28 protein-coding genes are annotated in these 24,377 nt (G+C 38.2%); 15 read left to right on the top strand and 13 right to left on the bottom strand.

The features are described 5' to 3' along the window. Positions 1-5: 5 nt before the first annotated feature. Both ftsH and rsfS read right to left on the bottom strand, forming a co-directional pair. Positions 6-2,096 carry an ATP-dependent zinc metalloprotease FtsH gene (gene ftsH / locus HQN86_RS18445; protein ID WP_172662356.1) on the bottom strand — a complete coding sequence of 697 codons (2,091 nt, stop codon included), beginning with the start codon at positions 2,094-2,096 and terminating at the stop codon, positions 6-8. Positions 2,097-2,126: 30 nt separating this feature from the next. Then, positions 2,127-2,501, bottom strand: coding sequence for a ribosome silencing factor (gene rsfS, locus HQN86_RS18450; protein WP_048908120.1), 375 nt, complete (start codon positions 2,499-2,501; stop codon positions 2,127-2,129). Between the two features lie 41 nt (positions 2,502-2,542). Here rsfS and HQN86_RS18455 point away from each other — a divergent pair, with 41 nt between their 5' ends. From HQN86_RS18455 to pfkA, 4 genes are all read left to right on the top strand, one after another. Further along, a complete protein-coding gene (locus tag HQN86_RS18455; RefSeq protein ID WP_172662357.1) occupies positions 2,543-3,316 on the top strand; it encodes a biotin--[acetyl-CoA-carboxylase] ligase in 774 nt (257 codons plus the stop codon). 29 nt (positions 3,317-3,345) lie between these two features. Continuing rightward, entirely contained in the window at positions 3,346-3,795 is a 450-nt protein-coding gene (locus HQN86_RS18460; protein WP_172662358.1) for a protein-disulfide reductase DsbD N-terminal domain-containing protein, read from the top strand. Positions 3,796-4,013: 218 nt separating this feature from the next. Next, positions 4,014-5,732 (top strand): protein-disulfide reductase DsbD family protein, encoded by a 1,719-nt coding sequence (locus HQN86_RS18465; RefSeq protein ID WP_172662359.1) that lies wholly within the window; start codon positions 4,014-4,016, stop codon positions 5,730-5,732. Then, positions 5,725-6,708 carry a 6-phosphofructokinase gene (pfkA, locus tag HQN86_RS18470; protein ID WP_172662360.1) on the top strand — a complete coding sequence of 328 codons (984 nt, stop codon included), beginning with the start codon at positions 5,725-5,727 and terminating at the stop codon, positions 6,706-6,708. Before HQN86_RS18465 ends, pfkA begins: the two co-directional genes overlap by 8 nt. Before the next feature lie 35 nt (positions 6,709-6,743). On the opposite strand, the gene HQN86_RS18475 is transcribed toward pfkA, so the two are convergent. After that, positions 6,744-7,064: a YbjQ family protein gene (locus tag HQN86_RS18475; protein ID WP_048908115.1), complete on the bottom strand. Its 321-nt coding sequence runs from the start codon at positions 7,062-7,064 to the stop codon at positions 6,744-6,746. Between the two features lie 43 nt (positions 7,065-7,107). Next, on the bottom strand, positions 7,108-7,626 hold the full coding sequence (locus HQN86_RS18480) for a 5' nucleotidase, NT5C type (RefSeq protein WP_246269689.1): 519 nt from the start codon (positions 7,624-7,626) through the stop codon (positions 7,108-7,110). A 161-nt stretch (positions 7,627-7,787) separates the two neighbouring features. Here HQN86_RS18480 and HQN86_RS18485 point away from each other — a divergent pair, with 161 nt between their 5' ends. The 3 genes from HQN86_RS18485 (at position 7,788) to trmD (ending at position 9,781) form a co-directional block, all read left to right on the top strand. After that, positions 7,788-8,378: a 30S ribosomal protein S16 gene (locus HQN86_RS18485; protein WP_172662361.1), complete on the top strand. Its 591-nt coding sequence runs from the start codon at positions 7,788-7,790 to the stop codon at positions 8,376-8,378. Between the two features lie 182 nt (positions 8,379-8,560). Continuing rightward, a complete protein-coding gene (gene rimM / locus HQN86_RS18490; RefSeq protein WP_048908112.1) occupies positions 8,561-9,088 on the top strand; it encodes a ribosome maturation factor RimM in 528 nt (175 codons plus the stop codon). Between the two features lie 15 nt (positions 9,089-9,103). Next, positions 9,104-9,781: a tRNA (guanosine(37)-N1)-methyltransferase TrmD gene (gene trmD / locus HQN86_RS18495; protein WP_172662362.1), complete on the top strand. Its 678-nt coding sequence runs from the start codon at positions 9,104-9,106 to the stop codon at positions 9,779-9,781. On the opposite strand, the gene HQN86_RS18500 is transcribed toward trmD, so the two are convergent. Further along, positions 9,778-10,137, bottom strand: a complete 360-nt coding sequence (locus HQN86_RS18500) for a hypothetical protein (RefSeq protein WP_172662363.1) — start codon at positions 10,135-10,137, stop codon at positions 9,778-9,780. The two genes, trmD and HQN86_RS18500, sit on opposite strands and share 4 nt — an antisense overlap. 131 nt (positions 10,138-10,268) lie before the next feature. On the opposite strand from HQN86_RS18500, the gene HQN86_RS18505 reads away from it, so the two are divergent. The 5 genes from HQN86_RS18505 (at position 10,269) to HQN86_RS18525 (ending at position 14,069) form a co-directional block, all read left to right on the top strand. Next, positions 10,269-10,508 (top strand): hypothetical protein, encoded by a 240-nt coding sequence (locus tag HQN86_RS18505; RefSeq protein WP_172662364.1) that lies wholly within the window; start codon positions 10,269-10,271, stop codon positions 10,506-10,508. 115 nt (positions 10,509-10,623) lie between these two features. Continuing rightward, on the top strand, positions 10,624-10,917 hold the full coding sequence (locus HQN86_RS18510) for a hypothetical protein (protein ID WP_172662365.1): 294 nt from the start codon (positions 10,624-10,626) through the stop codon (positions 10,915-10,917). A 202-nt stretch (positions 10,918-11,119) separates the two neighbouring features. Continuing rightward, a complete protein-coding gene (gene rplS / locus HQN86_RS18515) occupies positions 11,120-11,467 on the top strand; it encodes a 50S ribosomal protein L19 (RefSeq protein WP_048908108.1) in 348 nt (115 codons plus the stop codon). Between the two features lie 247 nt (positions 11,468-11,714). Then, positions 11,715-12,941: a Glu/Leu/Phe/Val dehydrogenase dimerization domain-containing protein gene (locus HQN86_RS18520; RefSeq protein WP_172662366.1), complete on the top strand. Its 1,227-nt coding sequence runs from the start codon at positions 11,715-11,717 to the stop codon at positions 12,939-12,941. 3 nt (positions 12,942-12,944) lie between these two features. Further along, the gene (locus tag HQN86_RS18525; RefSeq protein ID WP_172662367.1) at positions 12,945-14,069 is read left to right on the top strand and encodes a mechanosensitive ion channel family protein; all 1,125 of its coding nucleotides are present in this window, start codon (positions 12,945-12,947) and stop codon (positions 14,067-14,069) included. A gap of 76 nt (positions 14,070-14,145) precedes the next feature. On the opposite strand, the gene HQN86_RS18530 is transcribed toward HQN86_RS18525, so the two are convergent. The 3 genes from HQN86_RS18530 to HQN86_RS18540 are packed head-to-tail and all read right to left on the bottom strand — an operon-like array spanning position 14,146 to position 17,619. Beyond that, on the bottom strand, positions 14,146-14,805 hold the full coding sequence (locus HQN86_RS18530) for a phosphatidylserine decarboxylase family protein (RefSeq protein ID WP_172662368.1): 660 nt from the start codon (positions 14,803-14,805) through the stop codon (positions 14,146-14,148). Positions 14,806-14,851: 46 nt separating this feature from the next. Beyond that, positions 14,852-15,409: a hypoxanthine phosphoribosyltransferase gene (gene hpt / locus HQN86_RS18535; RefSeq protein WP_172662369.1), complete on the bottom strand. Its 558-nt coding sequence runs from the start codon at positions 15,407-15,409 to the stop codon at positions 14,852-14,854. Positions 15,410-15,441: 32 nt separating this feature from the next. Further along, complete coding sequence (locus HQN86_RS18540) at positions 15,442-17,619, bottom strand: transglycosylase domain-containing protein (protein ID WP_172662370.1); 2,178 nt, start codon at positions 17,617-17,619, stop codon at positions 15,442-15,444. A gap of 161 nt (positions 17,620-17,780) precedes the next feature. On the opposite strand from HQN86_RS18540, the gene HQN86_RS18545 reads away from it, so the two are divergent. From HQN86_RS18545 to HQN86_RS18555, 3 genes are read left to right on the top strand one after another with little or no spacing between them, the layout of a single operon-like run. Next, entirely contained in the window at positions 17,781-18,857 is a 1,077-nt protein-coding gene (locus HQN86_RS18545) for an Mrp/NBP35 family ATP-binding protein (protein ID WP_172662371.1), read from the top strand. Positions 18,858-18,894: 37 nt separating this feature from the next. Continuing rightward, positions 18,895-19,140, top strand: coding sequence for a NifU family protein (locus HQN86_RS18550; RefSeq protein WP_048908103.1), 246 nt, complete (start codon positions 18,895-18,897; stop codon positions 19,138-19,140). 54 nt (positions 19,141-19,194) lie between these two features. Next, positions 19,195-19,836 (top strand): peptidase associated/transthyretin-like domain-containing protein, encoded by a 642-nt coding sequence (locus HQN86_RS18555; RefSeq protein ID WP_172662372.1) that lies wholly within the window; start codon positions 19,195-19,197, stop codon positions 19,834-19,836. Here the strand turns inward: HQN86_RS18555 and def are convergent. Genes def through HQN86_RS18580 form a run of 5 tightly spaced genes read right to left on the bottom strand, consistent with a single transcriptional unit; the run spans position 19,833 to position 24,329 of the window. Further along, positions 19,833-20,399, bottom strand: coding sequence for a peptide deformylase (gene def, locus HQN86_RS18560; RefSeq protein WP_048908101.1), 567 nt, complete (start codon positions 20,397-20,399; stop codon positions 19,833-19,835). The genes HQN86_RS18555 and def overlap by 4 nt on opposite strands. A gap of 18 nt (positions 20,400-20,417) precedes the next feature. Continuing rightward, the gene (locus HQN86_RS18565) at positions 20,418-21,647 is read right to left on the bottom strand and encodes a M16 family metallopeptidase (RefSeq protein ID WP_172662373.1); all 1,230 of its coding nucleotides are present in this window, start codon (positions 21,645-21,647) and stop codon (positions 20,418-20,420) included. Between the two features lie 36 nt (positions 21,648-21,683). Then, a complete protein-coding gene (locus HQN86_RS18570; RefSeq protein WP_172662374.1) occupies positions 21,684-22,136 on the bottom strand; it encodes a hypothetical protein in 453 nt (150 codons plus the stop codon). A 37-nt stretch (positions 22,137-22,173) separates the two neighbouring features. Beyond that, entirely contained in the window at positions 22,174-23,352 is a 1,179-nt protein-coding gene (locus HQN86_RS18575) for a hypothetical protein (RefSeq protein ID WP_172662375.1), read from the bottom strand. Beyond that, positions 23,349-24,329 carry a DUF2157 domain-containing protein gene (locus tag HQN86_RS18580; protein WP_172662376.1) on the bottom strand — a complete coding sequence of 327 codons (981 nt, stop codon included), beginning with the start codon at positions 24,327-24,329 and terminating at the stop codon, positions 23,349-23,351. Before HQN86_RS18580 ends, HQN86_RS18575 begins: the two co-directional genes overlap by 4 nt. Between the last annotated feature and the right edge of the window lie 48 nt (positions 24,330-24,377).

Below are 24,377 nucleotides of genomic sequence, written 5' to 3' on the forward strand. Positions count from 1 at the left end.
TGTAATTAAGACTCTGTATTCGTTGGCGTAATAGAAGCTGAAGGATCTGTAGTTTCTCCAACACCTTCATGTAAAAGGCCTTCTGCTGCAGGTTTTTGATCACCTGTACCGTTTACAAACTCGTCGTAAGTGGTGCGGTTATCAAAAGGACGTTTTCCTAAGATTTCTTCTAAATCTGCCTGGAAAAGAATCTCTTTTTCTATTAGTTTCTGAGCAAGCTTTTCTAAGCCATCTCTTTTATCTGTAAGTAATTGTTTTGTTCTGTCGTAAACCTGTGAAATAAGGATACGTACTTCGTGGTCAATCATTTCAGATGTTTTCTCTGAGTACGGCTTATTAAAGTTATACTCATTTTGAGGATCGTGGAACGACACGTTACCAATAGTGCTGTTCATACCATAGATGGTAACCATTGCGTATGATAGCTTGGTAATTCTTTCAAGGTCATTTTGAGCTCCTGTAGAGATTTTACCGAACACAATGTCTTCAGCTACTCTACCACCCATTGTCATACACATACCGTCAGTTAATTGCTCTGTAGTATACAGGAACTGCTCTTTAGGTAAGTATTGTGCATATCCTAATGCGGCAACGCCACGAGGAACTATAGATACCTTTACAAGTGGATCTGCATGTTCCAGGAACCATCCTGCAATTGCGTGACCAGCTTCGTGATAAGCAACGATTCTTTTTTCTTCTGGTGAAATGATTTTGTTTTTCTTCTCTAAACCACCAATAACACGGTCAATTGCGTCCTGGAAGTCTTGCATGTCAACGCTTTCTTTGTTGCGACGGGCGGCGATAAGTGCAGCCTCATTACAAACGTTGGCGATTTCTGCTCCGGCAAAGCCTGGAGTTTGAGCAGAAAGTTTTTTAGCATCAACTTCCTGAGAGGTTTTAATAGGGGTAAGGTGAACCTTGAAGATCTGCTCACGACCAACCAAATCAGGTTTGTCAATAGAGATTTGTCTGTCAAACCTTCCCGGTCTTAACAAGGCTGTATCCAATACGTCAGGTCTGTTGGTAGCAGCAAGGATAATGATACCAGAATCGGTACCAAAACCATCCATTTCAACCAATAGCTGATTTAATGTGTTTTCACGCTCATCGTTACCACCCATCATGCTGTTTTTACCACGGGCACGACCAATTGCATCAACCTCGTCAATAAAGATGATACATGGTGCTTTATCTTTAGCCTGTTTAAACAAATCACGGACACGTGATGCTCCAACACCCACAAACATTTCTACGAAATCAGAACCTGAAAGTGAGAAGAAAGGAACTTGCGCTTCGCCGGCAACGGCTTTAGCCAATAATGTTTTACCAGTTCCCGGAGAGCCTACTAATAGCGCTCCCTTAGGTATTTTACCACCCAGGTTGGTATATTTTTTAGGGTTTTTAAGGAAATCTACAATTTCCATTACCTCTTGTTTTGCTTCTTCGAGGCCGGCAACATCATTAAATGTTACGTTTACCTGGCTCTCTTTATCGAACAGGGTTGCTTTAGATTTCCCGATATTGAAAATCTGACCGCCACCGCCACCTGCACCACCGCCCATACGGCGCATAATAAAGATCCAGAAGCCAATGAACAACAGAACAGGGATAATTACAGTGAAGAACCACGAGTTAAATGAACTTTGTCTGGTTTCTTTTTCTGCTAAAATCTGCTGATCGGGAGGAAGGTTTTTCTGAGATTCCTTTAATTGCGTATCCAGCGCGTCCATTGATCCGGCCGTAAAATAAGCTATAGGGCCTGTGTTTGTTCCAAAATTGCTTTTGTTTTGGTACTCTTTGTACTTAGGCTGATTTAGCTTGTCTTTTTTAATGTATACCTCAATTTTTACAAGATCTTCGTGCTTGTAGGCTACTAATTTTTGTACATCACCCGGCAAAAGCATTTCTTTTTCAAAAACGCGGTAGGTAATTGGTTTGCTGGTATCGGCATTGAATAGGAACTGCAATAATATCAGTCCTAAAATAATAGCTGCATAAACCCAAAAAATATTGAATTTTGAACCTTTTTGAGGCTTCTTCGGAATATTTGGAATTCTCTTTATTAGTTTGGGTTTTGTATTCGGGTTCTCTTTCATCGTTATATCAAAAAATGTGGAAGTAAATGATTATGCGCTTTTATAGGAGGTTGCCTGGGCATCGCCCCACAGGTCTTCTATCCCATAAAAGTCTCGCTTTTCAGTTTTAAATATGTGGACAACAACGTCAAAATAATCCAGGATTATCCATTCGGCAGCATCTTGTCCTTCTTTGCGCCAAGGATTAGTTTGAGTATTTTTATAGATTTCTTCTTCTACGCTATCGGCAATTGCCTTAACCTGAGTGGCTGAATTAGCGCTGCAGATAATAAAATAGTCAGAAACGGAACTGTTAAGATCTCTTAGGTCCAGGCGGACAATATCATTGCCTTTTTTTTCCTGTATGCCGTGTACGGCTATTTCTGAGAGGTATGTAGAAAGGTTTACGATTTTCTTTTTTACCATTAAAATGTTTTAATTTTGATAAACAAATATACAATCAACACTTGCAAAATAACACTTTTTCAACATTATTTGTTGGTCAAAATCTTATCAGATTATCAGCCGTTGATTCTACCAATAACTTTTTGAAGATGATGGTGTCAAAATCCGAGCCATTACCGGAAGGAACTGTTATTATGGCAGATAACCAATTTGCGGGCAGAGGACAACAGGAAAACACCTGGTACAGTGAGCCCGGATTAAACCTGACATTCAGCATCTTTCTAAAACCGGTATTTCTACCCATAAACAAGCAATTTATGCTAAATATAGCGGTTAGTAACGGCATTAACAAGGCTTTAGGCCGCTTTGTAAAGGACGGAATAACGGTAAAATGGCCTAACGATATTTACTATAATGACAGTAAAATAGGAGGCGTTTTAATTGAAAATAGCTTGTCTGGGAATAGTTTTAAATCGAGCATTGTTGGCATAGGAATGAACGTTAACCAGCAAAAATTTGATATTGAGAAGACCAAAGTAGCAACATCGTTATATGAAATTTTACAGCACGATGTTAATTTAATTGAGCTATTAGCTGAAATTTGCAGTCATATTGAAAGTCAGTACCTTCAATTGAAAGGAGGAAATTACAATAGACTGATGAAAGAGTACCTTGAAAACCTGTACAGATTTAATAAACTGGGTTTTTACAGACAGAATGGCGAGGTTTTTGAAGCTACAATAACCAGAATTACTGAAGCAGGACAACTGGTTCTTTTAAGCTCTGGTAAGGAAAGAGTATATAACTTTAAAGAGGTTGAATTTTTAAAGGATTAAGAGACATAAAAATTAAAAAACAATTACAGATGAAAAGAATAAGTTTGGTATTAACATTAGTCTTATTTACAGTTCTAGGGGCGGTAGCTCAAATTGAAAAACCTGTAACATGGGCTTACGCAGCTAAGAAAGTAAGTAAAACAGAAGCAATACTTTATATTAAGGCAAATATTGAAGATGGCTGGCATATTTATTCTCAAAATCTGAAACCAGGGGGCCCGAGTAAAACAACTTTTACCTTTACTCCATCAAGTGATTACGCACTTAATGGAAAGACTACAGAGCCTAAGGCAATAAATTATTACGATGAGAATTTTAAAATGAACGTTAGCTATTTTGGCAACGGGGTTACCTTTCAGCAAAAAATCAAATTGAATAAAGGTGCTACTACTGTGAAGGGAAAAGTAGAATTTATGGTATGTAACGATAAACAGTGTTTGCCTCCTGAAGAAGTAAGCTTCAGCATACCGGTAAAATAAGCTGATACAGATAAAGAAAAGGGTGTTTTGAGTTTTCAGAGCACCCTTTTTTTATTTCAAGGGTTTTAAGGGATTATTAGCTAATAGTAAAATTAACGCTTAGCGGTTACAACACCGTCTTTAAATAAAAAATTATAAGTAATTTCACGCCCTCATCATGAAAATGAATATAATGGCGGGGTTTTTCATGGGTTTTAAAATAGGTAATAGGAATGCGGATGAAAAAAACACTTTTAGTACTGAGCTTGTTCTTTCTTTTTATTGTAACAATGACGGGGCATGGATTTGCCGCTACTCAGGTTCAGGATTCAACCGGAACGGATGATCTGGTTTTTACGGAAGTTGGTTCTGCTCAGGATAGTGCAGTAAACAACATTGTAAAAGACACGGTAAAAAAAGATACTATAGCACAGAGTGCATCTATAGATCAGGCAAAGGATAAGCCGGCAACTGCTGTTGTATCTGATGAGGCTAATCATAAGAAAACACTTTGGCAAACTTTTATCGCCGGTCTTGTTGGTGGGTTTTTAGCATTTTTAATGCCTTGTATTTTCCCAATGGTGCCGCTTACCATAAGTTATTTTACCAAAAGGGCGGGCAGCAAGAATAAAGGAATTGGGCAGGCAATTATTTACGGCCTCTCTATTATTGTTATTTATGTTGCTTTCGGGCTGTTAATTACGGTATTATTTGGATCGGCAGGCCTAAACGCGTTGAGTAGTAGCGGACTGTTTAATTTCTTCTTCTTTATTCTACTGGTCGTTTTTGCCATCTCCTTTTTTGGCGCATTTGAGATTACATTACCAAGTTCTTTCGTTAATAAAATTGACAATAAGGCAGATAACAGCAAAGGTTTAGGAGGCATCTTTTTTATGGCTGCATCTCTGGCTTTGGTTTCCTTTTCGTGCACAGGACCTATTATTGGAACTTTGCTTGTAGATGCGAGTTCAAAAGGTGAGTTACTTGCCCCGGCTGTAGGGATGTTTGGTTTCTCGCTGGCACTAGCGCTTCCATTTACCTTGTCGGCGATCTTCCCTGGCTTTTTAAGCAGCATGCCTAAATCAGGGGGATGGTTGAATAGCGTGAAGGTTTGCCTTGGTTTCCTTGAGCTTGCTTTAGCGTTGAAATTCCTTTCTGCTGCCGATTTGGTTTGGCATTGGGAATGGTTCGACCGTGAGGTGTTCCTGGTGCTGTGGATCGTGATTTTCTTCTTAATGGGTATTTATTTATTGGGGAAACTCAAGTTTTCGCACGACAGTGATCTGCCATATGTATCGGTACCACGATTATTCCTTGCCATACTTTCGTTTTCGTTTGCCATTTACATGGTGCCTGGTTTATGGGGCGCGCCGGTAAGCGTTTTAAGTGGCCTTGCACCGCCAATGAATACTCAGGATTTTATCCTTAACGGGAACGGCTCATCGCAATCAAAAGTGGATACCGAGTTTCCTTCTAAAGTGAAATACGATGATGTATTTAAAAAACCAATTGGTTTTACTCCGTTTTTTGATCTGGAAGAAGGCTTAGCTTATGCTAAAAAGGTAAACAAGCCTGTTATGATAGATTTTACAGGCTGGGCATGTGTGAACTGCCGCAAAATGGAAGATAAAGTATGGATAGATGCCGAGGTAGGACGTATAATTAACGAATACGTATTAATACAGCTTTATGTAGATGAGCGCAAAATTAAAATGCCGAAGGAAAAAGTTCATTATTCGGAGATTCTGAGAACAACAACAGATGATCTGGGCAAGTGGAACGGTGATTTCCAGGCTACAAAATATGGATCTAACTCTCAGCCTTTCTATGTATTGGCAGGACATGATTTAATTCCCTTAGTTAAACCACAGGGGGCGATTTTTGATGCAAAAGAATATGCTGCATATTTACAAAGTGGTTTAGATAAATTCAAACAAGCTGAAAAACCAAATGAATAAGATTAAAAACATAGGTGTATTAACATCTGGAGGCGATGCTCCCGGAATGAACGCTGCAATACGAGCAGTAGTAAGGGCAGCAATTTACTACGATTTACAAGTTACTGGTATTTTAAGAGGCTACGAAGGACTGGTGAATGGCGACTTTATTGAAATGGACCGTAAGTCGGTAGCAAATATCATTCAACGTGGAGGAACGATTTTGAAAACGGCAAGGAGTGATTCATTCCGAACCAAAGAAGGAAGGCAACAGGCGTACGATCAATTAAAGAAAAATAACATAGACGCATTAATTGTTATTGGTGGTGATGGTACTTTTACGGGAGCAGATTTGTTTACACACGAATTTGATTATCCTGTTATAGGTTTGCCTGGAACTATTGATAATGATCTGGAAGGAACTGATTTTACAATAGGTTATGATACTGCAATTAATACCGTTATTAATGCTGTAGATAAAATCAGAGATACTGCAGAATCTCACGACCGTTTATTTATTGTTGAAGTGATGGGCCGTGATTCTGGTCTTATTGCTTTAAGAAGTGGAATAGGGGTAGGTGCTGAGGCGATTATGATACCTGAAGCAAATATGGGTATTGATGGTTTGGTTACCAGACTTGAGACCGGACGTAAGGATAAGGCATCGAAAATAATTATTGTTGCCGAAGGTGATGAGATCGGTGGCGGCTTTAATGTTGGCGAGGTTCTTAAAGAGAAATTTCCGGCGTATGACATCAGGGTTTCTGTACTGGGCCATATTCAGCGTGGAGGTAAGCCAAGCTGCATGGATAGAGTTTTGGCTAGCCGCTTAGGTGTGGTTGCTGTAGAGGGGATCTTAGCCGGACAGACAGGCGTAATGGTTGGACAAAAGAATAAAGAGATTGTTTTTACGCCATTTAATCATGCTATTAAGCATATTGATGCAAAAGAAATAAGTCCTGCCTGGTTAAAACTGGTAGAGATATTGTCACTATAATAAACAAAGGCCCTAAATTTTAGGGCCTTTGTTTATTATTCTATTACTACAGCGGTTCCTGTTGCAGCAACCATTAACATGCTGCCGCCGCTACCTACTGTTTCATAATCTAAATCTACTCCGATTATGGCATTTGCACCCATTGCGGCTGCGTATTGCTGCATTTCATTAATCGCAGTATTTTTACCTTCTCTTAATACTTGTTCATACGATCCCGATCTGCCTCCAACGATGTCTCGTATTCCGGCAAAAAGATCTTTAAAAATATTGGCACCGATAATGGTTTCGCCACTTACAAGGCCTATGTATTTAACTACTTTTTTGCCTTCTACTGAATTGGTTGTTGTAATTAGCATCTTTTAATTGGTTTTTAGGTTTGATGATGATTTTGTGGATTTGTTACAGTAATTTATCCAGAACCTGCTGCCAGGTATCTACACGCTCGTAATCTTTTAACAGTAAGTTGTGTGGCGAAGAGAATAATAGTTTCCGGCCTTTAAAACCAGCGAAATTTTTAGCCCTGTCATCAATCATTACATCTACATCAACAATTTTATCACCGCAGAACATGATGTTTCTCCAGGTAATAAAAGGAAAATGTTCTGCCAGCCAGTCAAGTTTATCTTCAAGAGAGTTTCTAAATTCTGTTGCTGCCGAAACGATATATATATCATGATGTTCCTGTAATTTTTTTACAGCTTCTACACTTCCTTCAATAAGCGGAAGGTCTCTAAAAAAGCCCTTTTCATTAATATAATCGAACCATTTATTGTTAATATGCTCGGGCATATGATGGTAAACTTCATTTCCCGGTTCAATAATCAAGTCGAGCGGGATTCCGTAATCCCGGTTATAAAGGTGTATAAATTTGTGTATCGGATCGGCTAAAACCTCGTCCATGTCTATGGCTATTCTCATTTGTATATCGTTTGCTCCAAATATCTTTAATTGGGGAGACAGTTATGTTAAATGAATTTAAAATTATTGCATCTTGTTAATCATTAGTATTTTACTTACTTTTGCAACCCCGCAAGCACGAAGCTCCGGGAACTATGTTGAATACATAAACTAAAAGAGAAATGGCAACTAAAATCAGATTGCAAAGATTCGGTAAAAAAGGTAAACCTTTTTTCCACGTTGTGGTAGCGGATTCCCGCTCACCAAGAGATGGTAAATTCATTGAGCGTTTAGGTTCATACAACCCAAACACCAATCCAGCTACTATCGATCTTAACTTTGACAAAACTTTAGACTGGGTAAACAAAGGTGCTGAACCTACGGATACTTGTCGTGCTATCCTTTCTTACAAAGGTGTTTTATACAAAAAACACTTAGAAGGTGGTGTTAAAAAAGGTGCGTTAACTGCAGAACAAGCGGAAGCTAAATTTGCTGAATGGTTAAGCGCTAAAGACGGTAAAATTGAAGGCAAAAAAGAGGGCTTAACTAAATCTAAAGATGAAGTTAGAAAAGCTGCTCTAGCTGCTGAAGCTAAGAAAAATGCTGACCGTGCTGCTGCCCTTGCAATTAAAAATGCACCGGTAGAAGAGGTTGTAGAAGAAGAAGTTGTTGAAGAAGCTCCAGTAGCTGAAGCTGCAACTGAAGAAGCTCCGGTAGCAGAAGAAACTCCTGCAGCAGAAGCTACAGAAGAAAGCAAAGAAGAAGAAGCATAGTATTTTTGTTATTCTGAATAATAGCGAAGAATCTTTTATATGATTTCTTCGCTATTTTTTTATTTAAAGGTTTTATGAAAGGCTGATCTTCATTTCCGTCATCTCGACGATAGGAGAGATGACGGAAGCTGAGGTGATGGTACTGTAGGAATACAACAAGACCAAAAATTAACGATACACCAATGAAAATAGAAGAAGCGTTTTATATAGGATACATTACCAAAACAAAGGGATTAAAGGGAGAGGTTCAGCTGTTCTTTGAATATGATGAGCCTGAATTACTGGAACTTGATGTGATTTTTGCTGATATAAATGGCAAAATGGTGCCTTTCTTTGTATCGTCTTATAAGCTTCAGACTAATAATACAGGGAATTTCTATTTTGACGACATCGATCATATAGACAAGGCCCAGCCTCTGTTAAGAAAAAAGGTATATCTGCCTTTAACAAAAATGCCAGATCGTTCTGATGAAGATTTTCATTATAATGATTTAAAAGGCTTTGTTGTTTTTGATGAAACACATGGGGAGCTTGGCGAAATTATTGAGGTAAATGAATACCCTCAGCAATTTGTTGCAACGGTAGCCTATCAAAGTAAGGAAATCCTGTTTCCTTTGAATGATGATATGATTGTTGAGATTGATGAGGATGAAGGCACTATGCTTGTTGATTTGCCCGAAGGCTTATTAGACATATATATCAATCCTTAATTTTATCTTTGCACCATGCGTTTTGACATTATAACTGTTTTGCCGGCTCTTTTGGATAGCCCTTTTGCCCACTCTATTTTGCAACGTGCTCAAAAGAAAGGTATTGCTGAGATAGTGGTTCATAACCTTAGAGATTATGCCACGAACAAGCAAAAAAGTGTAGATGATTATCCTTATGGTGGTGGTAGCGGCATGGTGATGTCTATTGAGCCTTTTGCCAGGTGTATAGAAGGGCTAAAGGCTGAACGTGATTACGATGAAGTAATTTTTATGAGCCCGGATGGGGTGACTTTTAACCAGACGATTGCAAATGAATTATCGGGCAAGGGCAACATTATGATTCTATGTGGTCATTACAAGGGCATAGACCAGCGCGTAAGAGATTTATTTGTAACACGTGAGATTTCTATCGGAGATTATGTTTTGTCGGGAGGAGAGCTTCCTGCAGCAGTTTTGGTTGATGCCATTGTAAGGCTTATTCCTGGTGTTTTGAATGATGAGACATCGGCTTTGTCTGATAGCTTCCAGGGAGAGCTACTGGATGCTCCTGTTTATACGAGGCCGGCTGACTGGAACGGACATAAAGTTCCTGATGTGCTATTAAGCGGTCACGAGGCAAAGATTAATGAATGGCGCCATGATCAGGCTTTGGCCAGAACACAACAACGTCGCCCTGATTTACTCGAAGACTAGTTTCCTTTGCTCAGGAGCGAAATAATTTTATCCTTATCTTTTATTTGATCTTTTAATGCGGTAAGCATCTCTTTGCAATTTTTCAAATTGCTCTTTAGATCGGTATACTCTGCTTTTTGATCGCTTACAAGGCTTTCTACGCTTTTGTTGCTGTACGGTATTACTGTTGTTTGAAAAAACGTGGCAGGCGGTACGTCAAGGACCTTTGAAAGGGTTATAATGTCATTATATTTTATTGATCCCCGGGTTAAACTCAGCTTCAGGCCATCAAAGGTTTTGTCCATTTTTTCAGCAAGCCAGGTCATGGATCTGCCTTTTTCTTTGAGTAGCTCATCGACTATCCGCTTTAATGCCATAAAAAAATTCGTATAAATTTGGCTAACACTTAAAATATTTGGTGTATTTATGCTATAAAATTATGAATAGCATTACATTTTTTTGATAAAAATACAAAAAATAAGTATAACCAAATTAAACTAACGTAAGTATGAAAAAAGTAAAGATCAGCGACAGTGCACCGAGGAAGTACAAGATTAACGAGTGTTTGCTAAAAAGATCGATCGGCCACCGCCGCGAAGCGATTAGAAAACTGCCCAAATATTTAAGCATCTCACTCAACACGCTTCATAATTATCGGAACATTCTTTTTAGTGATTCTCAGGATATTCCTCATGAAATTGTGGTGCTGTTTGAGCATTATTTGAACTGCAGACAGGAGGATTGCTGAATAAGCCAATAAGAGGTAAAACGCTTGATGAGCTGATAAATACTGAACTACAGCAAAGTAGGGAATGATGTGTAGAATAAATTCAAAAAAACTGACTAACTGACAAGATTATATCATGAAAGAACAAAGAAAATATAAAATTGATGAAGCAATAAGAAAGTTAAACTTACCAAATTATAAGGCAGCACTAAGGATTATCCCACGTGAACTGGGAATTGCTTCTAATACTTTTCATAATTACAGGAAGCTAAAAGTTACGGATAAGGCAGATATTCCTTACGAAATGGTAAGAAAACTTGAGATTATGTTTCATATGAAAATAGGGGAGCTGGCCAACTCAAAAATTTGTTGTCAGGACTTAAGCGTGTTGATAATGGAATATAATAGCTCTGAGTCTGTTAGCGCCTAGCGAATAGTACTGGATACATGCTATTTACAGACGCTTTACCGGTCTAATTATTTATCTGAAAAATGAGTAGATTTGCTTTTGAATATGTGGAAATAATAAAGAATGTGGAAAAAAACAAAAATCGCTTTTATTTCTAAAATAAAATTCCTAATATTGCAGTCCGATTTTAAACAACAAAAAATCGGCTTAATAGCTTAAAATCATGGATTTAGTAAAATTTGTTGAAGAGCAGGTAATCGCAAAAAATGAGTTTCCTGCATTCAAATCAGGAGATACAGTGAGTGTTCACTATAAAATTCGCGAAGGTAATAAAGAACGTATTCAAATTTACCAAGGTGTAGTATTACAGCGTAATAGCGTTGGTGCTAATGAAACGTTTACCGTTCGTAAAATGTCTAATGGTGTTGGTGTTGAACGTATCTTCCCGATAAATTCTCCAAACATCGCTAAAGTTGAAGTTAACAGTCACGGTAAAGTTCGCAGATCGAAATTATTCTATCTACGTGAGTTAACTGGTAAAGCAGCTCGTATCAAATCTAAAAGAGTTTAATTTCTTTAGAAAAAGCATATTAACCTTCCCGATTGTATCGGGGAGGTTTTTTTGTTTGCCCCGAAACCACTCTGTTCCGAGTAAATTATTACGATTTATCATTATTTTAGTGATGTATCGTAAATGCACAGTTGCTTTTATCTAAGTTTGCTGTAACTAACTTATCGGATTTAACTAAATGCCTCATTATACCCGCTAAAGGTATAACGATGTTGTCAGTTTAATTCTGGAACTAACTGGAACATTGATGAAAGAACTATTAAAAAAATTTGAGGATAAACGACCTGAGATTGTTTTTGAGTGGAAAGACAAGGAATCTGAAGCCGAAGGCTGGGTAGTTATTAATTCACTACGCGGCGGTGCTGCGGGTGGAGGTACCCGAATGCGTAAGGGGCTAGACAAGAGAGAGGTTGAGTCTTTAGCAAAAACAATGGAGGTGAAATTTACCGTTTCGGGCCCACCTATAGGCGGAGCTAAGTCCGGAATTAATTTCGATCCTGCAGATCCAAGAAAAGCGCAGGTTCTTGAAAGGTGGTATAAGGCTGTAATGCCTTTGCTAAAAAGCTATTATGGCACCGGAGGCGATTTAAATATTGATGAAATTCATGAGGTTATCCCTATAACTGAAGATTATGGCTTATGGCATCCGCAGGAAGGGGTGATCAATGGGCATTATCAGGCTAGAGAGAATGAGCGCATTCATCAAATTGGTCAGTTACGCTATGGCGTTTCAAAGGTTCTTGAGGACTTGAACTACACTCCGGATATTAAAAGAAAATATAAGGTAGCTGATATGATTACAGGTTACGGTGTAGCAGAATCAATTGGCCATTTTTATAAGATCTGGGGAGGTGAGCTGGCAGGGAAAAAAGCAATTATTCAGGGTTGGGGTAATGTTGCTGCTTCGGCAGGATATTATCTGGCTCAAAATGGCGTAAAAATTGTTGGAATAATTGATCGTGTTGGTGGACTGATTAACACTAATGGCTTTACTGCCGAGGAAGTTATTGGTCTGTTTAACAACAGAACAGGCAATACGCTGATAGCTCCTTCGTTGTTGTCTTTTGAAGATGCCAATAAGGAGATATGGGACATCGGGGCAGAAATATTTGTTCCCGCTGCAGCCTCGCGTTTGGTAAAGCAAGAGGAGGTAGATCAGTTGATAATTGGTGGGCTTGAAGTGATTGCCTGTGGTGCAAACGTACCTTTTGCGGATAAGGAAATTTTCTTTGGCAGCATTATGGAACATGCGGATAATCACGTTGCTGTGATTCCTGATTTTATTTCTAATTGCGGTATGGCCAGAGTATTCGCATATTTAATGCAAAGAAATGTTGAAATGAGTGATGATGCTATTTTTTCCGATGCATCTGAAGTAATATATAAAGCAATGAAGGCTGTTTATAAGCACGATACAGCTAAAACCGGCTTGTCTAGAACGGCCTTTGAAATCGCACTAAAACAATTGGTATAAACTATGGATATTAATATTTTCGATCAGGTATTTTGGGGGAACACAGTAAAGCAATACTGTCTTTTTGGAGGGTTCATTTTATTGGGCCTGATTTTTAAAAGACTGGTATCTCGTCTGTTTAGTCTTTTGATTTTTACAGCATTTAAAAAATTTGCTGAAAATATTAAAGACGACACATTTGTATCGCTGCTTTTAAAGCCTATCGAATCTTTCATTACGTTTTGTACATTTTACCTTGCCGTAAATCAATTAAAATATCCTTTAGATGTTATCGTATGGCACAAGGCGAAATCTAAGCTTGAGGTGACTATAGGGGACTGTATCGATAAGATATTTTTGTTCTTCATCATTCTATCTATATTCTGGATTATTTTAAGGATAATCGACTTTATAGCGCATGTTTTAAAGTATAAGGCATCGTTAACCAATAACAAGGCTGATGATCAGTTAATTCCATTTTTAAAAGAGCTAACAAAAACTTTAATCTGCTTTTTAGGCTTCTTTGTGCTGTTGGGTTTTGTTTTTGAAATCAACGTGCTAACATTAATTACGGGATTAGGCATTGGAGGTATAGCTATAGCCCTGGCAGCTAAAGAGAGTTTAGAGAATTTAATAGGCTCTTTTACGATATTTCTGGATAAGCCCTTCACTGTAGGGGATGTGGTTAAGGTTGATGGAGTTGAGGGAACGATAGAAAAGGTTGGCTTTAGGAGCACCTGGCTGATAAGTCCGGATAAGACAACAATTGTTATCCCGAACAGGGCAATGATTGATGGAGTACTGGAAAATGTTACTTTAAGGAATTACCGACGGGTAAACTTTCAGATAGGACTAACCTATGAAACGAAGAGTGAAGACGTAAAAAACATTGTAAATGCCATTAATGAATATTTAAATGGAAATGCCAATACAAAAGACGGGTATGCGACCTTTGATAATTTCGGCGATTTTGCATTACATGTACAGGTTGTGTATTTGGTGATAAATATGGAGCACAGCCAGTACGTTAAGGTAAAAGAAGAAATTAACTTTAAGCTGATTGAAATAGTAGAGCGGTATAAATCTGAGTTCGCTTACCCAACACAACGGTCGGTATCGGATGCTCCTGCTATTGAAAATAAGGGATAAAAGAGGGTTCTGGTCGTCATCTCGACGATAGGAGAGATGACGGGGTTCCCGGCTAACTATGAGGATACCAAATTCTTTAAGAAAGTTCAGCCAAAACGGTAATACCGCCTTTTACGACCTGATCGAGCTCAAGATTAACTTTGGTGCCAATTGGTAAAAATATATCTACTCTTGAACCAAATTTAATAAAGCCGAATTGTTCAGACTGCTCAACATTATCCCCCTCTTTAACATACCAAACAATGCGTCGGGCAAGTGCGCCTGCAATTTGTCTGAATAATACCGGAGTGCCATTTTTGTGTTCTACGACAACGGTTGTACGTTCGTTTTCTGTTGATGATTTCGGGTTCCATGCAGCAAGGTATTTGCCCGGATGGTATTTGAAGAATTTAACTACCCCAGAAATAGGGTTTCTGTTGATATGTACATTTACAGGCGACATAAATATGGATACCTGTAATCTTTTGTCTTTAAAATACTCGCCTTCCTGAGTTTCTTCGATCACTACAACTTTACCGTCGGCAGGGCAAATTACCAGATTATCACCCGTTGTAAAGTTACGGCTGGGGTTTCTGAAGAACTGTAGTACGGTAATAAACAGTGCAAAAGAAAAAATATAAATGAACCACCTTAACCAGGTAATGTCTGCAAATTTATAGTCAACAACTGCATTAATTATAAAGATGAAGAGTAGTGAAACAGCTATAGTGGTATATCCTTCTTTGTGTATGGTCATTCTTGTAGAAATATGTTTGGTGCAAAATTGGGAAAAAAATATCGGATTACGGTAAAAGAGGAGCAACAGTTTTGGCTCTGTAGATATCAGTAAGGTTTCTTCCGAGACCATTATAGTCTAGTCCGTAGCCCACAACAAATTCATTACTGAGTTCGAAGCCTACATATTCCAGTTCTTCAATTGGGCTTTTTAGGGCAGCTGGTTTTAATAAAAGGGAACAAACTTTAACAGATGCAGGGTTTTGTTTATATACTTCAGCAAGTATATAACTGAGGGTAAGTCCGGTATCAACAATGTCTTCAATCAGAATAACATCTCTATCCTTTAGGTCGTTAGGCAAACCAAAGGTCTCCCTGATGTTACCACTGCTTTCTGTGCCCTCATAAGACGAGACTTTGATAAACCCGACTTCGCAGGATATGGTAATCTCTTTTAAAAGATCGGCCATAAACAAAAAACTTCCGTTCAAAACGCCAATAAATATAGGGCAACGATTCTCGTAATCTACATTTATTTGGATGCCGATTAAGCGGGTTCGCTTAGCGATATTGTCATTTTGAATTAAGATTTCGAATTCTTTATCTTCTATTTGAATTTTGTTCATAGTTACGAGATTAACCAATAAGAGGGCGGCTGTTAGTTTTCTTTTTTCTGCTTTTCGAGCTCCTCTTCCAGGGCTTTTTCTTTTCTTCGCTGCTCTCTTTTTTCTTCTCTTAGTTGTTTCCGGGTTTTCTTCACTGTATCAACAGTTATATTCGGTTTTGAAATAGAATCTTTCTTTGCTTCTCCGCCAAATAACCGGTCAAACAGATTTTTAGAGGCATCATGTGTTTCTATTGCAGGTAGAGGGTCATCATTGTCAAAAGCATTTGTATCAATGGTGGTGGTGTCTGGCAATAAATATTGTCGTAGTCCTTCTCTTAGATGTACGTTATAGAAGCCATAACCGCTGGTATCAGGAGGAGTTAACCCTCTTTTGGCCATAATGTTCCCGATGTATTTAAAGTACGGATACATATAGTCTTTGAGGCCACCATCACCTCTGAACTTATATAAGGCTATTTTAGGTCGGGGAACTATATTTGCAAGGAATATGCCTTCTCCAATATTTAGGTCTGACGGTCTTTTTCCAAAATAATGTCTTGTAGCTTCACCGATACCGTAAACATTCTGCCCCATTTCAATAATGTTAAAATAGACTTCTAGCATTCTGTTTTTAGTAATAAGGTGGTTGTTTTCTATAAGCCAAACAATTAATATTTCCTCTGCTTTGCGGGCAAGGGTTTTTTGTCGACTTAAAAAAATGTTCTTAACCAATTGCATCGAAATGGTACTGCCACCACGAACAAACCTTTTCTCTTTAAAGTTTACTGCAAAAGATTTGCGAATCGATTCCTGAACGAACCCTTTATGTGTAAAGAAAGAAGGGTCTTCGGAGGTTAATATTGCATTTTTAAAGTTGCTCGAGACCTCTGAAAGCGGGGTGTAATTAGGATTGGAAGGGCCTATCATGATATCCCGCATCGGCTTTCCGCGCTCGTATGGTGTGTATATAAAGTCTTTATTAATTTTCTGCAGATTAGTTTTACCTAATTTTAAGATCTTAAAGTTTGCAGGTGTTAATCCCGAGTAAAACTTAACACTATCAGGCAAAGAGCTGTCAAGATAAAAGTCAAGATCGTACTTAAGCTTCCCGCTCACTTTTAATCCTTCCAGCGATTCGAATAGTCCATGCGGAAAAGAGTTGAAAAGCTCCTGGGCATCTTGCTCCGGAGCACGAACTTTTACCTCATAGATCTTGTTAGGAGATAGTGTATATTTTAAGTATGGGTGTATCGTCGCATTTTTTAAAAGAATTGTTGAAGAGCTATCCAGTGCAAGGTAGTTTTCTCCGATAAGCATATCGGCATTAATCTTTGCATCGGGGACAACGATATCATTGGACGCAATTTTTGGATGATTGATAAGTAAGTTCTTTACCGACCATGAGCCTTCTATTTTGAAAGCATCGCCACTATAGTCTGCATTTTTCATCTCTGTTCTGACGGTGTCAAAGCTAAACTTAGCGTGCAGTTTATCATTAAGATATTGAAGCTGAACAGGACCTTTGTCTGCAAACAGCATCACATCGAGCTGTTTTTTCCCCGGCTTTAATTTCCCGTTTATATGCCAGGTTGCGTCTTTATCATTTACAAGTATTGTAGAGGTTAGGTCGCCATCGTCTATTGTTGCGGTGGTGGTTAAGAACTTTAAATGGGCGGTGTCGTTATCATTAACGGCTAACATCAGGTTTTTAACCTCCATGTTGTCCGGTATTTTATAAAGAAACTGATTAAGTAGGTTGTGGGCTAAATCACCAAGATCTACCTTAGATTTTTTCTCTGTACTATCTTTCTTTTTACGTTTTAGAATGAAGTCGAGATTGCTAAGTGAATCTTTAAATACAATATTTATTTTGCCGGTATTTAGGGTAACTTCAGATAATTTTACATTGCCAACAATTAAGGGAAACAGTTTTACACCTACAGTTAGATCATTGATGGTGGTTAAGGTATCTCTATCTTTAGGTACAATTGTAATATTGGTCATGTGAACGGTACTAAGACCACTAAAGCCAGCCGTTCCAATTTTAATATTCAGATTAAAGTCTTTGTCGGCCTTGGCAATTGCTTTGGCCATCATTGTCTTTAGTAAAGCTTCTCTTTTGTTGTAAGCAATGGCACCAACCGTAATGCAAACCACTAGAAAACAGCCTAAAACCCACGCTCCTATCTTTATGTATTTTTTAGGGATATTAATTTTTGGAAGATGCATGCTGTAGAATAAAATTTTTATTGCTAAACGTTAAATACAAATGTTTATTTCGTGTTAAAATTACACTAAAAACGCTAAAGTCAATTAAAATTATTCACCCATTTGCAATAATGTAACGAAGAGCCATGAATGCTTGGGGAGTTTTAGTTAAATTTGTAACAATGATTATTAGCCAAGAACAAGTCCTTGCTGCCTTGAGAAATGTTGAAGACCCTGACCTTAAGAAAGATCTGGTGACTTTGAACATGATCAAAGACTTAAAAATAGAAGATAAGAACGTAAGTTTTACCTTAGAACTGACCACTCCTGCATGTCCTATGAAGGATATGCTTAAGAATGCCTGCCTTAACTCGATTAAACATTTTGTTAGCCAGGAGGCAGAGGTGACTATCAATATTACTTCGAGGGTAACCAAGCCAATGGATAGCACCCAGTTAAAAGACATTAGAAATATCATTCTGGTTTCATCTGGAAAAGGTGGTGTAGGGAAATCGACTGTTGCAAGTAACCTGGCCGTGTCTTTAGCTGCTGATGGAGCAAAGGTTGGCCTGATAGATGCGGATATTTACGGGCCATCTGTGCCTACAATGTTCGATCTGGTTGGTGCAAAGCCAAGTGCGAGGGAAACGCAAGACGGTAAAACGCTGATCTTGCCAATTGAAAAGTATGGTATAAAATTACTGTCGCTAGGTTTTTTTGCAGATCCTGATCAGCCAGTGCCATGGCGCGGACCGATGGCTTCGAATGCAGTAAAGCAGTTGTTTAATGATGCCGATTGGGGTGAGCTTGATTACCTGATCGTAGATCTTCCTCCGGGTACCGGAGATATCCACATCACCATTACGCAAAGCTTTCCAATTACCGGGGCTGTAATCGTTACCACTCCTCAGCAGGTGGCTTTAGCTGATACCAGAAAAGGGTTAGCTATGTTTAAAATGCCGGGCATCAATATTCCTGTTTTAGGAGTTGTCGAAAATATGGCTTATTTTACACCTGAAGAATTGCCAGAGAATAAGTATTATATTTTTGGTAAAGATGGAGGTAAAGAATTGGCAAAATCTTTTGATGTGCCGTTTTTAGGTGAAATTCCAATTGTACAAAGTATTGCAGAAGCAGGAGATAATGGAGCGCCTATAGCCTTAAATACAGAGAGTGTGCTTTCTGGAGCATTCGCAGAAATAGCAGGAAAAGTAGCGCAGCAGGTAGCTATAAATAATGCACAAACTGCTAATTGCTAAAAATTTACTATTTTTATACTTTAATAAAATATAACCAATGAATTTAACAGAACAAGTAGAGCAGGCACTAGAGACCATTCGTCCGTATTTAATAGCGGATGGTGGAGACGTTGCGATTGAAGAGATTACGCCGGAGAATGTAGTTAAATTAAAATTATTAGGTAACTGCGGATCCTGCAAAATGAGCTTTATGACAATGAAAGCGGGCATTGAACAAGCAATTATGAAGGCAGTACCACAAATTACTTCAGTAGTAGCTATAAATTTAGCTGAGCCAGTATAAACGATTTAACACTATTTAACTAGCCGTTTTACCAAATACAGCTAATTTTGTAACATGAAGTATTCGTTCACCTTAATATTGCTTCTTTTCGTTTCCTCGGTATTTGCACAGCAAATAACTACGGATAAGAAATTGATCCAATTTTCCGGAATTATTACCGATGTGGATAGTAATACTGTTGTGCCTTACGTTACGGTTACAAATTTATCAAACAAGGAGCAGCGTTATGCGGCCAATTATAAGGGCTTCTTTTCTTTTATCGCCCATCCCGGAGATACGATTTTGTATACTGCAGTAGGTTATAAAGATTTGCTTTTAGCTGTTCCCTCTGTAATTAATGATACTAAGTACACGGCTATGATTAAGCTGAAAGCTGAGATCATCAACCTTCCTACCGTTCGGGTTTATCCCTGGGCAACTGTGGAGGAATTTACGAGAGACTTTATGTCTATGAAGATAGCAGACGATGATTATGCTATCGCTGCTAAAAACCTTTCACAAGAAAGCCTGTCTGGTTTAATGCAAACCCTTCCAAGAGATGGTGGAGAAATTCAGAGCACGAATTTCAGGACAAATCATGAAAGGTCGCTAAACAAGAACATGGTTCAAACGAATCCTTTGCTTAATCCATTTGCATGGGGTAAACTAATGCAGTCTATCTTTAAGGGAGATAAGAGTAGAAGCGCCGATAATTAGCGCTTTTTACCTTTGTGTTGATTAGGGAAACGCATCTTATAATCGGCCTTTATATTGCCTTTAGAAATTGCATCTAACTTACTTTGAAGCATTCTTTTACGCAATAATCCTAATTTATCTGTAAATAAAGTGCCTTCTATATGGTCGTATTCGTGTTGAATAACACGAGCAGGCATACCTGTAAATTCTTCGGTATGAAGCTCCCAGTTCTCATCATAATATTCAATAAGAACATTTGGTTTACGGGTCACATCTTCTCTGATGTCAGGAATACTTAAGCATCCTTCATTAAAAGCCCATGGTTCTCCGGTTTCTTCCAGAATTTCAGCATTGATAAATACCTTTTTAAAACGGTTTTTATCTTTTTCATCGGCGCCAGTATCCACAATAAACAGGCGTATTGGTAACCCAATCTGAGGGGCTGCCAAGCCAACACCGCTTGCATTATACATGGTGTCGAACATATTGGTGATTAGCTGTGCCAAATCCGGGTATGTCTCATCAATTGGAGCGCATACTTTTTTCAAAACCGGATCTCCGTATGCTACAATGGGTAACTTCATTCTGCAAAAATACAAATATTACCCTAAAGGATAAAAAGTTAGCGCACTAAGATTACTTTCATCTAATATTTCATTGGTAATATTACCAATATCTGTTGTTGATACTGCCTGTATCTTGCTGAAAACGGTTTCGAGATCATCTATTTTATCGTAGTCGATAAGGCTTTTGGCCATAGAAATAATGAGTCCGATTCGGTTTTCTTCGCCCAGGGCAATCTGTCCGATGAATTTATTCTTAGCTTTTTGGAGTTGTACTTCGCTGAAGTGATTATCGCGAAGCTTTTTCAGTTCTTTAAAAATAAGCGCACTTGCCTTATTTACTTTTTCCTTATCAGTGCCAAAATAAAGGGTAAAAATACCTGTATCACTTAATGGACTATAGCCAGATTCAATGGTATAGGCAATTCCATACTTTTCTCTGATTTGAAGGTTCAGGATAGAGCTCATTCCATTGCCCCCAAGAAGGTTGTTTAATAATAACAGACCTGTTTTATAAGGGTGATGTAAAGAGTAAGCCTGAGAGCCTAGCATTGCATGGGCTTGCTGGATTGGCTTATTGAATGTTTTAGTAACAACAGGAGCCTTTAATGGGGTTTCTCTGGTTGATGTATGCAGGTTAGCCGGGATTTCCGAATAGTGTTTTGCGCCAACTTTTACAACCTTATTTAAAGAATAATTGCCCAATACCGCAATTACCATCTTATCTGTATGATAGTTTTCTTTTATAAACTGATGAATGTCTTTCTGAGTGATTTTGCTTACGCTTTCTGTTGTCCCCAGTATATTGCGTCCAAGTGCGTGTCCCGAAAATACCAAATCCTCAAAATCGTCATAAATAGCTTCTTCAGGCTGATCGAGGTAGGAGGCTATTTCATCCAGTATCACACTTTTCTCTTTATCCATTTCATCTTCAGGAAATGTAGAATGAAAAACGATATCGTTAAAAAGCTCCAGGGTTCTGTCCAGATAGGGGTTTAGAAATGAAGCATGGATGCATGTATACTCTTTTGTGGTATAGGCATTTAAGTCTGCGCCAACACTTTCAAGTCTATTTAATATTTGATTTGTACTGCGCTTTTCGGTACGCTTAAAAATCAGGTGCTCAATAAAATGGGCCAGTCCTGCATTTTCATCGTTCTCATCTCTGGAGCCACTATTAATAATAATACAGGCATGAGATATTGCTGATGCAGATGGTACATGAAGTATGCGGATGCCATTAGGCAAGGTGTGAACGTTGTATTCCATTAATTGTGCAAAGATACAGAGAAATATATCATGCGATTATAATTTTTCTGTGTCCGGATAGTTCAGGTTTAGGACCTCAATAATAGCCTGTTTGTTTGGCCTTGCTGATAACAGGAGCATAAAGAAAACCACTCCGGCAATCAGAAACACAATGTTGCCACTTACCAGAAACCCAACAATATTTAACAGTGCCGGAAGTTCGAATAGAGCTGTGCGCATTAAAAAAGCCACTTGATATTTATTGATCTTGTCATCTGCAGAAAGTCCATGAAGATTAGATAATTGCTTTTTGAACAGGAACTGCCCTAATGCAATTGAAACAAGACCAATCAAAGGGAATAGCGGGAAGAATATATCATTCTGATTCAAATCAGCATCCAGGTAAAGACGATCTTTAACGGTTAGATACGAGGTGGCTGCCATTAAAACGATGGCCAGGCAGAATGCAAGATGTATGGTTTGCATTGCTTTTAATTTGGAAGAGTTCATTCTTAAAGCATTAAGTTAGCTCAAGATAACGATTTCTTTAGAAATTACCACTGGCGCCACCACCTCCAAAGTCTCCACCACCAAATCTGGTATTTTCGCCCTGAGGCTGGGTGCCAGAGAAAGTTTCAGATACAATGAGTGATTCTACTTTTAGCTTGTCCATAAAATTCCCGTCTTCTAAATCTTCATAGGTAAAGCCGTGTTTAGGTGTTTTAAGGTATTTCATTACCATATAACAAATCCCCAACAGGATGATCCCGACAATGCTAAGCGCACCTTCAATTGGCATGAGATGGTAGTAGTTTCTGAAAGTAAATGCTGCTGCCGCTACTAGGATCAGGCCTGTTCGTAATATGATTACGTCTTTGTTTTTTATTCCAAGCCCTAAATAAATAAAAGGGATAAGGATAGTCCATGCCCAGAAGAAAAATCCAAAGGGAACAGGAGCCGGTTCTGCGCTATTGTATATGCCTTCGCTAGCAGGGCTAAGCGATTGTACCACGTAATAATTTCCTGCCAGATATAAAACAAGCAAACTTACAATTTGAACTACATATAAACAGCTGGTGTAATAGAGGCTAGCTTTTTTTCCGATACTCCGTTTGGATAAAAAATAAATTCCTGAACAGACGATCATCATTAAAAAGGGCATGGTTGCCATTCCCCATGAAAAAAGGTCTTTCCAAACGAAAAAGATAGTGGCAATAAGCGCTAAAAGGCCTATTGCTGTCATTAACATATCTGTAAAGCGGACAGCATAGAATAGTGCTAATAAACATAAAAAGAATGAAATTCGTGAATAAGGGAAATTATTGCTTACATCTGCTTGTAGTATAATAAATGCAGTTAAAACCAGTCCTCCTGAAATCCACATTAAGGCATCATCAACTCCTGATTTAAAATGATTGCTTTTTCTTACCATTAGCTCGAGAGCGATGTAAGTAAGAATCCCCACAAAAAAAGAAAAGCCCCATTTGTCAATAACATTCGTGTCGCTTACCATAAGCATCAGTAATCCAATGGAAAAGGAAACAATGATGCAGGTTAGAATAAACAGACCTATTCTGATAAAAATATTAGGAGAATAAAATCCTACAGGATGTTTATCCTCTATTTCCTTTTGCTCGTTAATACTTATTGCTTCTGCTTTACGGGCCTTTTGTGCTTCTTCTCTAATTAATAAATTAGCCAGCCAAATGTTGTTATAAATAATCATACGGCTTTAATTTTCTTGTTGAGGTTAATTAATAGAAATATAATACCAATTGCAGAGGCAATAAAATACATAAACGAAAGGGTGATTGATGCATCATCTTTCATCGCGAAAAGCCCCCTTACTACGAGGGTGCTAATGGCTATATAAGTATAGATAACAACCAGTAACAAGAAGTAGAAAGACTGATGTTTCATGGCATCTTTATAAATGTAGAAGGCCAGTGCAAACAGGGCAACCATGAATAGAAATGAAAAGGCCGAATCATAATAAAAGAAGTAGCCTGCTAATAGCGATATAAAGGAAAGGTGTACACCGAAATGTTGGTAAGTAAACCTGAAGTGCTTTTTAAAGTTAAAATAGACGCTCAGGTAAGCAGCAAGAAGTAGTAATAATCCTAGAAACAGATAAGTATATATAACGGTCTGACTATTAAAATCAGCGTTTAACAGCAATTGCTTTGGGGTTACAGATACGCCCATCCAAATGGCTAGATTGGTAATTCCCATGGCTAAAATACCCAGATGATCAAACTCATAGGCAATATAAAACAATGCAACCATCGGGATGAAAGTTGCCATTCCGTAGTTGGTGCCAAATACGGTATATTGGAATTGCAAATAACCAACAAATGATAAAAAGCTAAGGCAGCCCAGAAGGAGGATATAATCAAAAAATGAGTTCGGAGATTTTATCAATTCTTTGCTAAAGGGCTTCTTATTTTTTAAGCAATAAAAAAAACATCCGCCACTGATGGCAGCAATGATCAATAAAATGACCTGATGGCCAATTGTATCTATGTTTTTATAGATGAGAATACCCAGGCCGGAACTTAACAGCATAACACCTAGGTAAAGTAAAGTTTTTACCTCCCAATGCAAGGAAAACAATGTAGTTCGGGAGGCGTTTTTGACCTTTTCGAATGATTCTTCGGAAATACTTCCTTCTTCAAAAAGCTTTTTAAAAAGTTCAATGTTCATTGGTTGAGATGTTGATCATAGGATACTCAAGTATACAAAAAAGATGTC

It is taken from the genome of Pedobacter panaciterrae (assembly GCF_013204795.1).
GTDB classification, from domain to species: Bacteria; Bacteroidota; Bacteroidia; order Sphingobacteriales; family Sphingobacteriaceae; genus Pedobacter; species Pedobacter panaciterrae.

Coding starts and splice junctions, on each gene's coding strand:
- HQN86_RS18520 (WP_172662366.1), top strand. CDS start 11,715: ATGAAAGAACTATTAAAAAAATTTGAGGATAAACGACCTGAGATTGTT.
- HQN86_RS18525 (WP_172662367.1), top strand. CDS start 12,945: ATGGATATTAATATTTTCGATCAGGTATTTTGGGGGAACACAGTAAAG.
- HQN86_RS18480 (WP_246269689.1), bottom strand. CDS start 7,626: ATGAGAATAGCCATAGACATGGACGAGGTTTTAGCCGATCCGATACAC.
- HQN86_RS18505 (WP_172662364.1), top strand. CDS start 10,269: ATGAAAAAAGTAAAGATCAGCGACAGTGCACCGAGGAAGTACAAGATT.
- def (WP_048908101.1), bottom strand. CDS start 20,399: ATGAAGTTACCCATTGTAGCATACGGAGATCCGGTTTTGAAAAAAGTA.
- rplS (WP_048908108.1), top strand. CDS start 11,120: ATGGATTTAGTAAAATTTGTTGAAGAGCAGGTAATCGCAAAAAATGAG.
- HQN86_RS18530 (WP_172662368.1), bottom strand. CDS start 14,805: ATGACCATACACAAAGAAGGATATACCACTATAGCTGTTTCACTACTC.
- HQN86_RS18570 (WP_172662374.1), bottom strand. CDS start 22,136: ATGAACTCTTCCAAATTAAAAGCAATGCAAACCATACATCTTGCATTC.
- rsfS (WP_048908120.1), bottom strand. CDS start 2,501: ATGGTAAAAAAGAAAATCGTAAACCTTTCTACATACCTCTCAGAAATA.
- HQN86_RS18500 (WP_172662363.1), bottom strand. CDS start 10,137: ATGGCATTAAAGCGGATAGTCGATGAGCTACTCAAAGAAAAAGGCAGA.
- HQN86_RS18550 (WP_048908103.1), top strand. CDS start 18,895: ATGAATTTAACAGAACAAGTAGAGCAGGCACTAGAGACCATTCGTCCG.
- HQN86_RS18565 (WP_172662373.1), bottom strand. CDS start 21,647: ATGGAATACAACGTTCACACCTTGCCTAATGGCATCCGCATACTTCAT.
- HQN86_RS18545 (WP_172662371.1), top strand. CDS start 17,781: ATGATTATTAGCCAAGAACAAGTCCTTGCTGCCTTGAGAAATGTTGAA.
- pfkA (WP_172662360.1), top strand. CDS start 5,725: ATGAATAAGATTAAAAACATAGGTGTATTAACATCTGGAGGCGATGCT.
- HQN86_RS18540 (WP_172662370.1), bottom strand. CDS start 17,619: ATGCATCTTCCAAAAATTAATATCCCTAAAAAATACATAAAGATAGGA.
- hpt (WP_172662369.1), bottom strand. CDS start 15,409: ATGAACAAAATTCAAATAGAAGATAAAGAATTCGAAATCTTAATTCAA.
- HQN86_RS18575 (WP_172662375.1), bottom strand. CDS start 23,352: ATGATTATTTATAACAACATTTGGCTGGCTAATTTATTAATTAGAGAA.
- rimM (WP_048908112.1), top strand. CDS start 8,561: ATGAAAATAGAAGAAGCGTTTTATATAGGATACATTACCAAAACAAAG.
- HQN86_RS18580 (WP_172662376.1), bottom strand. CDS start 24,329: ATGAACATTGAACTTTTTAAAAAGCTTTTTGAAGAAGGAAGTATTTCC.
- HQN86_RS18510 (WP_172662365.1), top strand. CDS start 10,624: ATGAAAGAACAAAGAAAATATAAAATTGATGAAGCAATAAGAAAGTTA.
- HQN86_RS18555 (WP_172662372.1), top strand. CDS start 19,195: ATGAAGTATTCGTTCACCTTAATATTGCTTCTTTTCGTTTCCTCGGTA.
- HQN86_RS18485 (WP_172662361.1), top strand. CDS start 7,788: ATGGCAACTAAAATCAGATTGCAAAGATTCGGTAAAAAAGGTAAACCT.
- HQN86_RS18465 (WP_172662359.1), top strand. CDS start 4,014: ATGAAAAAAACACTTTTAGTACTGAGCTTGTTCTTTCTTTTTATTGTA.
- ftsH (WP_172662356.1), bottom strand. CDS start 2,096: ATGAAAGAGAACCCGAATACAAAACCCAAACTAATAAAGAGAATTCCA.
- HQN86_RS18460 (WP_172662358.1), top strand. CDS start 3,346: ATGAAAAGAATAAGTTTGGTATTAACATTAGTCTTATTTACAGTTCTA.
- trmD (WP_172662362.1), top strand. CDS start 9,104: ATGCGTTTTGACATTATAACTGTTTTGCCGGCTCTTTTGGATAGCCCT.
- HQN86_RS18475 (WP_048908115.1), bottom strand. CDS start 7,064: ATGCTAATTACAACAACCAATTCAGTAGAAGGCAAAAAAGTAGTTAAA.